The sequence below is a fragment of the Comamonas sp. UBA7528 genome, from assembly GCF_002479375.1.
Classification (GTDB): Bacteria; Pseudomonadota; Gammaproteobacteria; order Burkholderiales; family Burkholderiaceae_C; genus Comamonas.
The window spans coordinates 125,987-141,130 of sequence record NZ_DLMU01000010.1 but is presented as its reverse complement, the minus strand read 5'-3'; the positions used below and the strand labels follow the sequence as shown (position 1 = coordinate 141,130).

14 protein-coding genes are annotated in these 15,144 nt (G+C 67.3%); 6 read left to right on the top strand and 8 right to left on the bottom strand.

The features are described 5' to 3' along the window. Positions 1 to 589: 589 nt before the first annotated feature. A complete protein-coding gene (locus tag B3349_RS13640) occupies positions 590 to 781 on the bottom strand; it encodes a YqaE/Pmp3 family membrane protein (protein WP_272970964.1) in 192 nt (63 codons plus the stop codon). Between the two features lie 96 nt (positions 782 to 877). Continuing rightward, positions 878 to 1,927 carry an alpha/beta hydrolase gene (locus B3349_RS13635; RefSeq protein ID WP_291589428.1) on the bottom strand — a complete coding sequence of 350 codons (1,050 nt, stop codon included), beginning with the start codon at positions 1,925 to 1,927 and terminating at the stop codon, positions 878 to 880. Positions 1,928 to 2,203: 276 nt separating this feature from the next. Here B3349_RS13635 and B3349_RS13630 point away from each other — a divergent pair, with 276 nt between their 5' ends. Continuing rightward, positions 2,204 to 2,704 (top strand): YbhB/YbcL family Raf kinase inhibitor-like protein, encoded by a 501-nt coding sequence (locus B3349_RS13630; RefSeq protein WP_291589427.1) that lies wholly within the window; start codon positions 2,204 to 2,206, stop codon positions 2,702 to 2,704. Positions 2,705 to 2,839: 135 nt separating this feature from the next. On the opposite strand, the gene B3349_RS13625 is transcribed toward B3349_RS13630, so the two are convergent. Continuing rightward, positions 2,840 to 3,481, bottom strand: coding sequence for a histidine phosphatase family protein (locus B3349_RS13625; RefSeq protein ID WP_291589426.1), 642 nt, complete (start codon positions 3,479 to 3,481; stop codon positions 2,840 to 2,842). Between the two features lie 490 nt (positions 3,482 to 3,971). On the opposite strand from B3349_RS13625, the gene B3349_RS13620 reads away from it, so the two are divergent. Genes B3349_RS13620 through B3349_RS13605 form a run of 4 tightly spaced genes read left to right on the top strand, consistent with a single transcriptional unit; the run spans position 3,972 to position 9,235 of the window. Then, positions 3,972 to 5,561: an ABC transporter substrate-binding protein gene (locus B3349_RS13620; protein WP_291589425.1), complete on the top strand. Its 1,590-nt coding sequence runs from the start codon at positions 3,972 to 3,974 to the stop codon at positions 5,559 to 5,561. Positions 5,562 to 5,567: 6 nt separating this feature from the next. Continuing rightward, on the top strand, positions 5,568 to 6,533 hold the full coding sequence (locus tag B3349_RS13615; protein WP_218334188.1) for an ABC transporter permease: 966 nt from the start codon (positions 5,568 to 5,570) through the stop codon (positions 6,531 to 6,533). Positions 6,534 to 6,542: 9 nt separating this feature from the next. Beyond that, a complete protein-coding gene (locus B3349_RS13610) occupies positions 6,543 to 7,490 on the top strand; it encodes an ABC transporter permease (protein ID WP_066541067.1) in 948 nt (315 codons plus the stop codon). A 2-nt stretch (positions 7,491 to 7,492) separates the two neighbouring features. Beyond that, entirely contained in the window at positions 7,493 to 9,235 is a 1,743-nt protein-coding gene (locus B3349_RS13605) for an ABC transporter ATP-binding protein (RefSeq protein WP_291589423.1), read from the top strand. 80 nt (positions 9,236 to 9,315) lie between these two features. Here the strand turns inward: B3349_RS13605 and B3349_RS13600 are convergent, their stop codons facing one another. Continuing rightward, complete coding sequence (locus B3349_RS13600) at positions 9,316 to 9,942, bottom strand: TetR/AcrR family transcriptional regulator (protein ID WP_291589421.1); 627 nt, start codon at positions 9,940 to 9,942, stop codon at positions 9,316 to 9,318. A gap of 144 nt (positions 9,943 to 10,086) precedes the next feature. Between B3349_RS13600 and fabF the strand changes: the two genes are divergently transcribed. Next, positions 10,087 to 11,370, top strand: a complete 1,284-nt coding sequence (gene fabF, locus B3349_RS13595) for a beta-ketoacyl-ACP synthase II (protein ID WP_291589419.1) — start codon at positions 10,087 to 10,089, stop codon at positions 11,368 to 11,370. A 111-nt stretch (positions 11,371 to 11,481) separates the two neighbouring features. Here the strand turns inward: fabF and B3349_RS13590 are convergent, their stop codons facing one another. The 4 genes from B3349_RS13590 to B3349_RS13575 all read right to left on the bottom strand — a co-directional run bounded on the left by B3349_RS13590 (position 11,482) and on the right by B3349_RS13575 (position 15,049). After that, the gene (locus tag B3349_RS13590; RefSeq protein WP_291589418.1) at positions 11,482 to 11,991 is read right to left on the bottom strand and encodes a YjjA family protein; all 510 of its coding nucleotides are present in this window, start codon (positions 11,989 to 11,991) and stop codon (positions 11,482 to 11,484) included. Between the two features lie 197 nt (positions 11,992 to 12,188). Continuing rightward, on the bottom strand, positions 12,189 to 13,325 hold the full coding sequence (locus tag B3349_RS13585; RefSeq protein ID WP_291589417.1) for a hypothetical protein: 1,137 nt from the start codon (positions 13,323 to 13,325) through the stop codon (positions 12,189 to 12,191). Between the two features lie 84 nt (positions 13,326 to 13,409). Next, positions 13,410 to 14,321, bottom strand: coding sequence for an alpha/beta hydrolase (locus B3349_RS13580; RefSeq protein WP_291589416.1), 912 nt, complete (start codon positions 14,319 to 14,321; stop codon positions 13,410 to 13,412). Further along, a complete protein-coding gene (locus B3349_RS13575) occupies positions 14,318 to 15,049 on the bottom strand; it encodes a DUF4136 domain-containing protein (RefSeq protein ID WP_291589414.1) in 732 nt (243 codons plus the stop codon). Before B3349_RS13575 ends, B3349_RS13580 begins: the two co-directional genes overlap by 4 nt. Positions 15,050 to 15,144 lie beyond the last annotated feature (95 nt).

Below are 15,144 nucleotides of genomic sequence, written 5' to 3'. Positions count from 1 at the left end.
TTCGCCCTGGCCGGCCAGCGGTCCAGGGTGGCCGGTGAGGGCCGGGTTGGGTGTCGCAGAGAAAGGTGGCATGCACCCATCATGGCGTGGGCCCGACAGGCTGTGTGCTGGGGGCAACCCCGCCACGGCCGCACCTTCTGGGACGAAGGTGGTGGCAACCCGGACACGGCAAAGCCGCGCCATCCACGGCACGGCGGCACCAAAAAACTGCGCGTTGTTTGATGTGCCGCAATTTTACCGGGCTGCATTGGTGCTTGGTGTGGGCGTGGACAATCTGTCCACAGCGGCGCTCTCGAAACATGGGCTGCAAGGTGCGGTCCGACGCATGCACCCAGGCCGCAGCGGCCCATGCCGTGGCGGTGCGGAGGTGGTTACTGGAGCTGGTTGCCGGAAATGGGTTGAAAAAATCTTTTCAACCGGGCGGCGCGCCATCCCTGGGGCGATGCGAACAGCGCCACGCGGTATGCGGGGATTGAAAAAAACTTTGCAGTCGCAGGAAGGCCGCATACCGGGCGGTGGCCTGGTGCTCCAGCCGCCACCAGCTCCGTCGCAGGATGCTCCGCAGTTGCGCGTGCGCGCAGCGCCAGGGTCAGCGCTGGCCCAGCGCGTCCTTGATCTTCTGGTCGGTCTTGTACTGGCTCAGCGCGTAGACGGCCCAGATGGCAGCAGGAATCCAGCCGATCACCGTGATCTGCAGGATCAGGCACAGCAGGCCGGAAAACGGACGGCCGATGGTGAAGAACACGGAGAAAGGCAGCAGCAGGGCCAAAAGCAGTCGCATGGCGTATTCAGTTGGGTCGGAAGGGCAAAGGCGGCCACAGAGCGCGGCCACCGCTGTGCATTATCGGCAGCGGCAGGGTGCGCTGCCGGCGCAAGGTCATCCCTGGGCGGTGTCCCAGGCGGTGCCCACCTGCGCGGCCTGCATGCAGGCGTAGAGCTGGGTGCCGCCATGGTTGGCGCCGGGCCAGACCTGGTAGCTGCAGTCCAGACCGCGCACGGCTGCCAGGGCTGCAGGCAGATCGGCCGTGTTGCCCAGGCCCAGCGCACGTGCCGCCTGGGCGGCGGCTTCGCGCTCGGGATTGGCCGGGCGGTTGGCAGGGCGGCGGCCGGCCAGCTCTTCGCTGCCCTGGCTCAGGTGCAGGCTGAGGGCACCGGGCAGCGCCTGGCCCTGCTGGCCGTAGCGCGCAATGAAGCGCTGGCATTCCTGCACCACCACCCCATCGCCCCACCACAGCGAGGGGCTGGCCGCCACGTGGCGCTGGAACATGCCGGGGCGCGTGAACAGGGCGTGCAGCGTGCACAGTCCGCCATAGGAATGGCCGACCAGGGTCTGCCGCTGGGGATGGAGGGGCAGGGCGCCGCGCAGCAGCGGTTGCAGCTGCTGGGCGATGAAGTCCAGGAACACATCGGCCCCGCCCTGGGCGCGGCCCTGGCTGTCGGGGCCGACGCCGTTGTACGGCAGGGTGTAGTCGTAGGTGCGGGCGGTGCGGTCGTGCACCTCGCCGCTGTGGTCCGGCAGTGCGTGGCCCAGGCCCACGACGATGGCGCTACCGCTGCGCATCTCCGGTCCGCGCGCGCTGCGGTTGTGCACCAGCTGGGCGATGAAGGGGAACATCAGATTTCCGTCCAGCACATAGATCACCGGCCAGCCACCAGCCGGTGCGGTGCCTTGCGGGACATACACCAGCACGCGGTGCAGGCGTGCCGCATTGCTGCCCGGCAGCGGGGCAGCCGGCAGATCGAAGCTGCGCACCCCCGGCATGGACCAGGGTTGCCAGTGCTGCGCGTTGGACGAAGGAGCCATGGATGCTGTCGATTCCGCCTGGGTGGCACAGCCCGCCAATGCCAGGGCCGGGGCGGCGAGGGCGCCGGTGAGCCAGTCACGGCGGGAAGGGGTATACGGGCTGGAGGCAGGCAGTTCAGACATGGAAAGCGATCACGGCAAGAGCGAAATACGGGCGCACGGCGGCAGATGCCGTACATCCGCTGGAGTGTAGTTGATATTCATTCGCAATAATGGTGGTCCGGCGATGGCGCTGCACAAGGGGCTGCAACGTGGCGTCACGCCTTTGCACCTTGGCATGCCGTGTGCGCCAGCAGCCATGCCAGCGATGGCGGCGCTGCCCAGACCGGTCGCCCAGACGGTTGGACGCCGCGGCCCGGGCGGGCATACTCAGGCGCTTGTGATGAGGAGTTCCCAACCATGACCACTTTCACCCTGAGCAGCCCCGATATTCCCGCTGGCGGCAGCGTGCCCGCCCACTTCGAGGCCGATGTGTTCGGCTGCGGCGGTCGCAACGAATCGCCCGTGCTGCAGTGGACCGGTGCCCCGGCCGACGCCCAGAGCTTTGCCGTGACCGTGTACGACCCGGACGCACCCACCGGCAGCGGCTGGTGGCACTGGCTGGTGGTGGACCTGCCGGCAGGCACCAGCGAACTGTCGGCCAATGCCGGCGCCAAGGGCAGCCGGACCTTGCCCGCTGGCGCGCGCCAGATGCGCAACGACTATGGTGCCTTTGCCTGGGGCGGCATGTGCCCCCCGCCCGGTGACAAACCGCACCGCTACATCTTTACGGTGCATGCGCTGTCGGTGCCCAGGCTGGACATCCCGGACGACGCCACGGCCGCACTAACCGGTTTCATGGTCAATGCCACCACCATCGGCAAGGCGTCGTTCACCTCGACCTACGCCCGTCCGGCGTAAGGGATCGGTTCAGCCGCCCTGCACCGGGCGGCCCATGGCAGACAGCCGGGCTGGTGGATCCAGTCCGGCTGTTTTTTGGGGTGGGGAGATCAGGCTGCGGGAGCGTGGCGCACACCGGGTGGCGGGCGCTCGCGTTCAGCTGAAGACTTCGTCGCGGGCGCTGTCGGCCAGGTGGGAGACATCGCCCCAGCCCACCAGGTTCAGGCCGCCTGGTGTCCACAGCAGGCGGTTGATGGCAGCGTTGCCGAGCTCCCAGGTGCGCGGGGCCTGCAGGTCCTGGTGGGTGGCCAGACGGTAGAGCACGTCCATCACGCCGCCGTGCGCCACCAGGGCAATCTGGCCACCGGTGTGCTGAGCGGCCAGCCGTTCCACCGTGTGCTGGATGCGGCTTTTCAGCATGGCCAGCGATTCGCCCCCGCCATCGGGCACAAAGTCCGGGTCGCGCTTGCGCCAGCGCAGCGCCTGCTCGGGTTGCTCGGCCTCGATTTCCTTGAAGGTGCGGCCTTCGAAGCTGCCGAAGCAGCGTTCGCGCAGACCGCTGTCCAGCACCAGGGGAGCACCGGTGGTGCCGGCCACGGCCTGGGCGGTGGTCTGGGCGCGGGTCAGGTCGCTGCTGTAGATGGCGTCCAGCCGTTCGCCCGCCAGTGCCTCGCCGGCGCGTGCCGCCTGCCACAGGCCGATGTCGTTGAGCGGAATGTCCAGGTGACCCTGGATGCGGGCGTCCACGTTCCAGGCGGTTTCGCCGTGGCGGATGGCAATGATGCGGGTGGCTTGCATGCGGAAAAGCCCTGGCACACAGCAGGCTGCGCCGAGGCGGGAAAACCAAGGATCGGTGCGCACCCGCAAGGGTGGCCCGGCGTTTGGCCCATGGGGCCTGTCAAACCATTGTCACGCAAAAGCGCCAGGGGGGCTGCGGTCGCGGTTTTGCTGCACTGCATGAGCGATCGCCGTGTAGGGAAATAGCCCGTATGTGCACCTTTCCGCTAGCCTTGTCTGACATCTGTGGCTGCGCTGTCAGCCTTCGTGGCCTGCGATGCTGTCAGCCGGTGGTCAGCTTGCACGGACGGCGCGGCAGCCAAGCCTGCTACAAATAAAAAAGCGTGCAGCGGCCTAGGGAAACTCCCAAAAGCTAACTACTAATTCGAATAAAAAACAAGATATAACATCATTCTGGTTATATGTTGCGCTGGCCGGGTACGCATCTTGCTGCCGGCTGCATTCCCTCTCGACTGCCCGTTGCGGGCACTGACCTTTCTCGGAGACTTCCATGACCTTGAAGACCCTGGGCTCTGCCCTGCTGGCCGCTGGCCTGTTGACTTCGGTGGGCCTGGCCCAAGCGGACACCGTGCGCTGGGCCCGTTCGGCCGACGTGACCACGCTGGACCCCCATGTGTTCAACACCGGCACCAACTTCGTGCTGATGCACCAGATGTACGAAACCCTGGTGAACCGCAGCGCCGACGGCAAGCTGGAGCCCACGCTGGCCCTGTCGTGGAAGATGACCAGCGATCCCAGCGTGTGGGAGTTCAAGCTGCGCCCGAACGTGAAGTTCCATGACGGCACGCCGTTCACCGCCAAGGATGTGGTGTTCTCGCTGAACCGTGCCCGGGGTCCGAATGCACAGGTGAAGTCGCTGCTGGCTTCGGTCGAAGACATCAAGGCCGTGGACGACCTGACGGTGCACGTGAAGACCAAGGGCCCGAACCTGATCTTCCCGAACAATCTGACCAATCTGTTCATCATGAGCGAGAAGTGGTCCAAGGACAACGGCGCTGTCGATACGCAGGATGCCACCAGCAAGACCGAAAACGGTGCCACGCGCGCCGTCAACGGCACCGGCCCCTATGTGCTGGCCAGCCGCGAAGTCGATTCCAAGACGGTGATGAAGCTCAACCCCAACTACTGGGGCAAAGGCAAGGCCCCGCTGCAGGTGACCGAACTGGTCTACCTGCCCATCAAGTCGCCCGCTACCCGAGTGGCTGCACTGCTGTCGGGTGAAGTCGATTTTGCCCAGGACATTCCCGCGCAGGACGTGGCACGCCTGAAGCAGGACAGCAAGCTGCGCATCAACGAAGGTCCGGAAAACCGTTCCATCTTTCTGGGCCTGAACGTGGGTACGCCCGAGCTCAAGAGCAGCAATGTGAAGGGCAAGAATCCGTTTGCCGACCCCAAGGTGCGCCAGGCGGTGGAGCTGGCCATCGACCGCGATGCGATCAAGCGCTCGGTGATGCGCGGCCTGTCCATCCCTTCGGGCGTGATGGCGCCGTCGTTCGTGAATGGCTATGAAAAGGCCATGGCCGCCTATCCCAAGGCCGATGTGGCCAAGGCCAAGGCCCTGCTGGCCGAAGCCGGCTACCCCAACGGCTTTACCGTCACGCTGCACACCCCCAACGACCGCTATGTGAACGACGAAGCCATCAGCACGGCCGTGGCCGGTTTCCTGGGCCGCGTCGGCATCAAGACCGAAGTCTCGGCCCGTCCCATTGCCATGCACAGCGTGGGCATTGTGAAGGCGGAAAGCGACTTCTACCTGTACGGCTGGGGCGTTCCCACCTATGACTCGGCCTATATCTTCGACTTCCTGGTCGCCACCCGCGGCAAGGAAGGCCGTGGCGCCCAGAATGCCACGCACTACAGCAACGCCGAGCTGGACAACAAGATCATTTCGCTCTCGTCCGAAAGCGACAAGGCCAAGCGCGATGCCACGATCAAGCAGATCTGGGACGTGGTGCAGAAGGAGCGTTTCTATATTCCGCTGCATGACCAGGTGATCCACTTCGCGTCGGTCAAGAAGATCAACGTGCCGGTGCACCCTGACAACGTGCTGCACTTCAAAGACGTCAAGTTCGTGAAGTAAAAGTCTATGCTGGTCCATCTGCTGCGCAGGCTGGGCCAGTCAGTCTTGGTACTGCTGGCCGTCTCCTTTATTTCCTTCATGGTGTTCCGCCACATCGGCGATCCCACCATCAGCCTGCTGGGCGAGGACGCAACGCTCGAAGAGCGCGAAGCGCTCACCGAAGAGCTGGGTTTCAACAAGTCTGTTCCCCTGCAATACCTGCACTATGTGGGCAAGGTGCTGCAGGGTGATCTGGGCATTTCCTACCGGCTCAAGCGGCCGGTGGCCGACATCATTGCCGAGCGCCTGCCCGCCACGCTGGAGCTGGCGCTGACCGCTGCGGTCTTTGCGCTGCTCATTGGCGTGGTGCTGGGGGTGTACACCGCGCTGCGGCGCGAAGGCTTCTTCAGCCGCGCCATCATGACGGTGTCGCTGGTGGGGGTGTCACTGCCTACCTTCCTGATCGGCATCGGCCTGATCTACCTGTTTGCGGTGGAGCTGCGCTGGCTGCCCTCGTTCGGGCGGGGCGAGACGGTGAAAATCGGCGGCTGGGAAACCGGCCTGCTGACCGCGTCCGGCCTGGCGGCGATCATCATGCCCGCCATCACGCTGGGCTTCTACAACATGACCTTGATCATGCGGCTGGTGCGGGCCGAGATGCTGGAAGTGCTGCGCTCCGACTACATCCGCTTCGGCCGTGCCCGCGGCCTGAAGGAGCGGGACCTGTACTTCGGCCATGCGCTGCGCAACACGCTGATTCCCGTCATCACCATTGCTGGTCTGCAGATCGGCTCGCTGATCGCCTTTGCCATCGTCACTGAAACGGTGTTCCAGTGGCCGGGCGTGGGTCTGCTGTTCATTTCCTCCATCCAGGGCGTGGATGTGCCCTTGATCGCCGCCTACCTGATGTTCATTGCGCTGCTGTACGTGGTGATCAATCTGCTGGTGGACTTTTTGTACGTGCTGGTGGACCCCCGCCTGCGAAAGAAATAAGGGGGCAGCATGACTGACACCGTGAAACAAGAAGTGGCGCAGCCGCTGCCGCGCGGCTGGAAGGCCAGCGATTCGCCGGTCAAGCGCGCCTTTGCCAAGTCGCGCCTGGTGCAGGTGGCCTGCGGCACGCTGCTGCTGATCGTGCTGGCCACCATCTTTGCGCCTTTGCTGGCCTGGCAGAACCCGTTCGATCCGGCCAACCTGGATTTGATGGATGCCTTCACCGCCCCCTGGAGCCAGGGCATGGGCGAGGCCTTCTACCCACTGGGGGCGGACGACCAGGGCCGCGATGTGTTCAGCGCCATCCTGTATGGCCTGCGCATGTCGGTCTTTGTGGGCGTGTCCGCCGTGGCGCTGTCGCTGATCATCGGCGTGCCGCTGGGGCTGATCGCTGGCTATGCCGGCGGCTGGTTCGACACGCTGCTGATGCGCATCGCCGACATCCAGCTCACCTTCCCGGTGATTCTGGTGGCCCTGCTGATCTTCGGTATTGCCCGCGGCCTGCTGCCCGAGGGCTACCGCGACGACATGGCGGTGTTCGTGATCATCGTGGCCATCGGCCTGTCCGACTGGGTGCAGTACGCCCGGACCGTGCGCGGTGCGGTGATGGTGGAAAAGCAGAAGGACTATGTGCTGGCCGCCCAGCTGATCGGTCGTTCGCAGACCGCCATCCTGACCAAGCACATCCTGCCCAACCTGCTGGCGCCGATCCTGGTGATCGCGACCATCAGCTTTGCCCACGCCATCGTGGCCGAATCCACGCTGTCCTATCTGGGCGTGGGCCTGCCACCCACTTCGCCTTCGCTGGGGACCTTGATCCGCATCGGCCAGGGCTTTCTGTTCTCGGGAGAGTGGTGGATCCTGTTGTTCCCCTCGCTGGTGCTGCTGGCACTGGCGCTGTCCGTCAACCTGGTCGGCGACTGGCTGCGTGACGCCCTGAACCCCAAGCTGCAATGACCATGACCACTGACACCATCCCTACCGTGCCTGACGGTGGTGTGCCCGTGCTGCGGGTGCGCCACCTCAGCGTCACCTTCGATACCTACAAGGGCCCGGTGCATGTGCTGCACGACGTGTCCTTCGACATTGCGCGCGGCGAAATCCTGGGCGTGGTGGGCGAATCGGGCGCGGGCAAGTCCATGACCGGCTCGGCCGTCACCGGCTTGATCGAACCGCCGGGGCGCATTTCCGGCGGCACGGTCGAGCTGTTCGGCCAGCGCATCGACCAGCTCACCGGCGAAGACCTGCGGCGCATCCGCGGCAAGCGCATCGGCACCATCTTTCAGGACCCGCTGACCAGCCTGAACCCGGTCTACACCGTGGGCCGGCACCTGGTGGAAACCATCCGTACCCATTTACCCGTCAGCGAGAAAGAGGCCGAGGCCCGTGCGCTGGCGCTGCTGGAGGAAGTGGAAATTCCCCATGCCAAGGAGCGGCTGGCGCAGTATCCGCACCAGTTCTCCGGCGGCATGCGCCAGCGGGTGGCGATTGCGCTGGCGCTGTGCGCCGAGCCCGAACTGATCATTGCCGACGAGCCCACCACGGCACTCGACGTGTCCGTGCAGGCACAGATCATTGCGCTGCTGCGCAAGGTCTGCAAGGAGCGTGGCGCCGCAGCCATGCTGATCACCCACGACATGGGCGTGATCGCCGAGACAGCCGACCGCGTGATGGTGATGTACCAGGGCCGTGTGCTGGAAACCGGCCCGGTGCGCCAGGTGCTGGATGCGCCGCACGAGCCCTACACCCAGGTGCTGATGGCGGCCATCCCCAGTGTGCACCAGCGTGTGCTGCGCCTGCCGGTGCCCGAAGTGGGCGGCGGACCCGTGCCGGCCGCCGTGCCGTGGACACCCAAGGCGAGTGCTGCGGATGCCCAGGGTGCCGGTGCGAAGCCGTTGCTGGAGGTGCAGAACCTGGGCAAGGACTACGACCTGTCCAGCGGTTGGCTGGCCCGGCTGCTGGCGCGCGAGGAGAAGAAAATCCTCAAGGCCGTGGACGGTGTGTCCTTCGGCATCCGCAAGGGCACGACGTTTGGCTTGGTGGGCGAGTCCGGCTCGGGCAAGTCCACCGTGGCACGCATGGTGGCGGGGCTGACACCGCCCACGCGCGGCACCATCCTGTTCGACGGCGTGGACAAATGGAGCCCTGCGGCCCAGACGGTGGCCATGCGCCGACGCTTCCAGATGATCTTTCAGGACCCGTATGCCAGCCTGAACCCGCGCTGGACGGTGGAGGAGCTGATTGCCGAGCCGCTGCAGGTGCTCGGCATCACCCGCACCAAGGAAGAGACGGCAGCGCGGGTGCAGGAGGCGCTGCGCCGCGTGCGCATGAAGCCGGACGACGCCAAGAAGTACCCGCACCAGTTCTCCGGCGGGCAACGCCAGCGCATCGCCGTGGCCCGCGCTCTGGCCAGCCAGCCGGAATTCATCATCTGCGACGAGCCCACGTCCGCGCTGGACGTGTCGGTGCAGGCCCAGGTGCTGAACCTGATGCGCGATCTGCAGGACGAGTTCGGCCTGACCTATCTGCTCATCAGCCACAACCTGGCGGTGATCCGCCACATGTGCGACGACATCGGCGTGATGCAACGCGGCAAGCTGGTGGAAGCCGGTGAGGCTGCGGCCGTGCTCGACGCCCCGCAGCATGCCTACACCCGCGAGCTGATGGCGGCGATTCCGGACATTGCCCACGTGCATGTCTGAACCCGGTGCCCGTCGTGGACGGGCACCGCTGCCAGCACCCTCCAACGGGCCGCCTGCCTGCGGCTGCTGCGCCGCGCGGGTCAGTCCTGTGCGGCGGCTCCGGGGTTGACGAGCTGCGCGCGCAGCGTGGTCAGGATTTCTTCGGACAGCGCCGGGTTGCCGGCCGCCGTGGCGCGCGCCAGCACCAGCGCACCCACCATGCTGGACAGCATGGCGATGGTGCGTGCACGTTCCTCGGGCGTGGCAGGGCGTTGGTCGCGTGCGCTGGCAGGCATCAGGGCGCGGGTAAAGCGCTGGATGTTCTGCTCCACCCCCTGGGCAAACACCGCTGACATCTCCGGCCCGGCGCGGGCCGCATCCACGGCCAGCGCCGCGGCAGGGCAGCCGTTGCCAGGGTGGTCGCGGTGGGTGGTGGACAGGTAGCTGTCCACCAGGGATTGCAGCAGCTGCTCGGGCCCGGCGTCAGCGCGCGGTGCATCCAGCGCCTCCAGCGGCGTGATGGTCCAGTCGAAGGCCCGCAGGCAGGCCTCGCGCGCCAAGGCATCCTTGGATTCGAAATGGCGGTACAGCCCGCCGTGGGTCAGGCCGGCGTCGCGGGTGATGTCGGCCACGCCAACGCCGGCCAGGCCGTGCTCCCGGTACAGGCGGGCGGCGGCATCGACGATGCCGGCGCGGTTCTCTGCAGCTTGTGCCTTGGATACTTTCATGGTTTTAGATGATGCTGGTCATCAAAACAATTATGATGATGCCTCTCATCATAAGTGCCGGACCACCCGGCTGCCTACCATGAAGCAGTTTTCCCTCTCCATAGCCCTGCCGCTTGTGGCGCCGATGCTGGCCGGAGGCCGGGCATGAGCCGCCGCGTCGTGATCACCGGCCTGGGGCTGGTCTCGCCCCTGGGCTGTGGGGTGGAGCTGGCCTGGCAGCGTCTGCAGGCCGGGCAGTCCGGCATCCGGGCGCTGGATGCGGCCGTGTGCGACGGCATCGACACCCGCATCGGCGGGCGCGTCCCGGGTCTGGAAGAAGACCCCGAAGGGGGCTGGAACGCCGATGCCGTGGTGTCGGCCAAGGACCAGCGGCGCATGGACCGCTTCATCACTTTCGCCCTCGGGGCGGCGGACCAGGCGCTGGCCCAGGCCGGATGGCATCCGCAGGACGAGCCCGCGCGGCAGCGCACGGCCACGGTGATTGCATCCGGCATTGGCGGCTTCGGGGCGATTGCCGACGCCGTGCGCACCACCGACACCCGGGGACCGGGGCGGTTGTCGCCCTTCACAGTGCCGTCGTTCCTGGTGAACCTGGCGGCAGGTCAGGTGTCGATACGCCATGGTTTCAAGGGACCGATTGGCGCGCCCGTCACCGCCTGTGCGGCCAGCATCCAGGCCGTGGGCGATGCGGCGCGGCTGATCCGGGCGGGCGAGGCCGATGTGGCCCTGTGTGGCGGCAGCGAAGCCTGTATCGACCGGGTCAGCCTGGGCGGCTTTGCGGCGGCCAAGGCGCTGTCCAGTGGCTTCAACGACCAGCCCGACAAGGCGTCGCGCCCCTTCGATGCGGCGCGGGACGGCTTTGTGATGGGCGAGGGCGCCGGCATGCTGGTGCTGGAATCACTGGAGCATGCACTGGCCCGTGGTGCCCAGCCGCTGGCCGAAGTGCTGGGCTACGGCACCTCTGCCGACGCCTACCATATCACCGCCGGCCCCGAGAGCGGGGAAGGTGCGTTGCGGGCCATGCAGGCGGCGCTGGCCCAGGCCGGTCTGCAGCCTGAGCAGATCCAGCACCTGAACGCCCATGCCACATCCACCCCGGTGGGGGACCGGGGCGAGCTGGCGGCCATCCGGACCCTGTTCTGCGCTGCCATGGCGCAAGGCCAGGGGCCGGCCATCACCGCCACCAAATCCGCCATCGGGCATTTGCTGGGGGCGGCCGGGGGCGTGGCCAGTGTGTTCACCGTGCTCGCGCTGCGCGACCAGGCCGTGCCGCCGCTGCTGAATCTGACACAGCCCGATGCCTGGGCCGAGGGCATGGACCTGGTGCGTGGCCAGGCACGGCCGGTGGCCATGGCGCATGCGTTGCTCAACGGCTTTGGTTTTGGCGGTGTCAATGCCTCGCTGGTGCTGGGGCGCTACCCGGGCTGAGCCCCTGGGCGGTAGGCGGCCATGAAAAAAGGCTTGCCGCAGGCAAGCCTTGGGTTCCTCTGGCGCCACCCGGCAGCGCTGGCGCAGCGGTCTGCGCCAACGCGTTGAGATTCAGAGCAGCGACTGGGCGTTGTTCAGCACAAAGTCGCAGGCTTTTTCCTTCACATTGCTCTTGACCTTGTCTAGGCTGAAGCTCTTGCCGTCCGAACCGGTGACCATGCCCATCAGACCGTTCTGGTAGCCCTGGTCCTTGGGCTCTTCCTTCTGGCCCAGGCCCAGCTTGCCCAGCAACTGGTCTTTCACCTGGCTGGCCTTGTCGGCGTTCAGGTAGTTGTTCTTCATGCAGTAGGTGATCACGCCGGCGGCATTGCTGGCCGTTCCCGAGCCGGTCAGGCCGCCCAGACCCAGGGCCGACAGTCCGGCAGCACTCCCGGTGCTGCCGCTGTTGCTGCCCAGCAGTCCGCCCAGACCGGAGCTGCTGCCTTCGCTGGCGGCGCTGCCCGAACCACTGCCCAGCTTGGAGGCGCCGTCGCGCAGTGCATCGCCCCAGCCGGAGGCCTGGGCGGGCAAGGTGGCGGCTAGGGCGGCGGTCAGCAAGGCGGTGGCAAATGCGGTTTTCATGGTGTGTCCTTTGCAGCAGCGCCCGGCAAGGTGGTGGGAGCGGAGGCTCGGCGCGGGCAAGGACTGCAAGGTAGCACGCTGCCACGGCGACGGCATGCCGCAAATGTGGAAGATTGCAACGCCGTTGTCACAGTTTGTGAGTCTCTGCGCGCGCGGGTGCTCGGGCGTAGCGATGCTTGGTCCCGGACGGCCGCAGCTCAGTCGAGCAGGGCTGCCACTTCCTGGGGGGTGAGGTAGCGCTGGAACTCCACATGCGGATCCTGCGCGGCGTGGCAGGCGCTGGTGAAACCGGACCAGCGGCGGCTGCAGCCGCCTTCGCCGTCCAGCGCGATCAGCACGCGCAGGCCCTGGCGGGAAGCAAAGCTGCGCAACGGTGCCTCGCCCCAGGCCCAGGCCATGGGATTGACCAATTGGCCCCCGGCATAGGCCGTGGCCTGCAGCCACTGGAAGGCCGCGGTGTCCGAATCGGCGCTGTCGGCGTCGTCGTCCACCTCGCCGTCCATATCGGCATCCGGGGCGCCATCGGATGCATCGGACACAGCGTCTGCGGCGTCCCAGATCTCCGGGCGTACGCGCAGTGCCTGGCCGTGGCGGCGGATCAGCCGCTGCAGCATCGAAAACGCATGAAAGCCGTTGTTGGCGGCGTGCACGCGGGCGATGAAGCCCGTGCCCGATGCCGGCAGCACCACGGCCAGGGCGTCCTCGTAGCTGATGTCGGCGGCCAACACCAGGTAGTACAGCTGCTCGAACGGCAGGCTGTCGCTGCGGTGCAGGGTGGCCAGCAGTGCTTGCAGTGCGCTGTGGGCCAGAAAATCGGCGTGGTTGCGGCGTTCGCGCAGCACCATGGTCATCAGCGGCAGCACCAGCAGGTCGGTCGCCTGGTGCAACAGCTCCACTTCCCAGCGCTGGTCGCGGGGGACGGCGGCCATCTGCGCCTGGGCATCCTCCCAGGCCTGCAGCGCCGCGGGATCGGGGGGCTCCGTGTCGTCCTCTTCCACCGCTTCGGCGCAGTAGGGCTGCAGCTGCTGCAGCCAGCGGTGCAGCAGGTCCAGGGCCACCGGGAACAGCACGCGCGGGTCGGCGTCGTCTTCCACCAGGGTGCCGCACATCAAGGCCAGCATGGCCGCACGCTGGGGCGGCAGCTCGGGCAGCAGGGCGGCGCAGCCTTGCAGGATGGACGCGGTGTGCAGGGGATCACGGGCCCGCTGGTAGAGCGTGGCCAGCGCGGGCCGGGCGAAGAAGGTGGCGATGGTTTCCTGTGCATCGGCGCAGGACAGGGGCTGGCGCAGCAGGGCCAGCAGATCGGGGGGAAAGTCGGCGGTGTCCAGAGGCATGGCGGTGGATGGTAGCCGAGTGCGTGGTGTGCACCGCGCAACCCTGCGGCTGGCGGCGCCTCCTGCCGAAGCCGCCGCCAGCGATCACGCGGGCCCCAACTGGCCGTGCAGGTCGATGCGCAGCCTGCGCGGGGCCGGCTGCGGGGCGTGCATCGCCTGTTGCATCAGACCCGCCAGGGTGCGGGCCACGGCCGGGTGCTGCTGCAGGTGGGCGGCCACGCGGTGGTCGGCACCTTCCAGCACGATGTGCTGCAGGCGGGGGCCGGCAGCATCGGCCAGGGCGCTGAAGACTTCGGCGGGGATGGGGCTCCAAACGGTGTGGTGGCTGCCATCGGCCCGTTGCAGCGTGGTTTCTCCGGCGGCGCGGCCGGCCGGGGCGCCATGGGCCGTAGCCTGCAGGCCGTCCCATTCACCCTGGATCAGCAGCAGCCGGCCGGCAAAGCGGCGCACAAAGTCCAGCGAACGCGATTGCAAAAAGCCGAACGGGGTCGAGATCGCCTCCCGGAACGGGGCGCCAAAGTGCGTGGCGATCCAGGCAGCTTCCGGGTACAGCGCCGGGCCGCACAGGGCCAGCACCTGCACCTGGTCGGCATGGTGCTCGGCCACGCGCATGGCCAGTGCGCCGCCCATGCTGGCGCCGTAGACCATGCGCAGCTGCGGTCCCAGGCGTGCGGCAAAGCGCAGTGCTTCCTGCAGGTTGTGTGTCAGCGATGTCTGCTCCACCGGCATGGGCGAATCCGGCCCGTGGCCCGACAGGCTGGGGGCCAGGCTGCCCACGCCCAGCTGCTGCAGCGGCGCGAGCAGGCCATTCAGGCGCTGCAGATTGGAGCGTGCACCGTGCAGGGCCAGCAGCGGACAGTCGGCTGCCGCCCCGGCAGGGCGCAGCTGACCGGGCAGGCGGTAGCCCGCGAATGCTTCGGAACAGGCGACGGTGGCGGCGTCGGTCGGGGCGTCCGGGGCCTCATCGGCCGCCCGCTGTGCACCGAGGGCGTTCACTGCGTGCTACGCGGCGCGGTGGCGGGCATGGCACCTGCCGGTGTGGCGGCAGGCGCCGCCGTGGCGGGTGTCCCGGTGGCGCCCGGGGCCTGGTTGGCCGGCAGCTGCTGGATGGTGGAGCGCACCGCGCGATCGCCCTGGGGCGGATGGGGGAAGCCGGTCAGCGCGGCGTCGAACAGCACGCTGTAGATCACGCGGTCGTCGGTCCAGACCTCGTCATAGGCTGCCGAGGTCTCGTAGACGATTTTCTGGGTCTGCTGGTCGCGCATCACCAGCTTGACGGAGCGGTAGTACACCATGGGGGGCGCGTCCATCATCCAGCTCATGCCCATGCCGCCGCCCCAGCGGCCGCCATAGCCCAGGCCCCAGCCAAACATCGGGCCGGGCGGGCCGTAGTACGGCCAGTTGTTGGCCCGGCCGTAGCTGGCCGCGGCCATCACCTGGACCACCAACTTGGCCTTGCCCGGGGTTTCGTCGCGGGTCAGGCCGACGCGCTGCAGTGACTGTTCCGCCTGGCGCTCGATCAGCGCAAAGCTTTGCTGCTGGGCCATGGAAGGCAGCAGCTCCATGCGGTAGGTGGGGGGCACGGGCAACTGGGCCAATGTGGAGTAGCTGCTGACGCTGCTGGTGATCTCGCGCGGGCCGGAGGCGCAGCCGGCCAGTGCCAGTGTGGCGGCTGCGACGGCGGCCAGTGCCAGGCGGCGGGATGTCAAAAGGTGGTGCGACATAGAAAGCTCCCGGTCGGTGCGGCGGCCGTGCAAGCCGCCTTCATGCAGATTGTGACCCGTTTGCGGCCCGGCAAGTTCCGGACCGCTGCACAGGT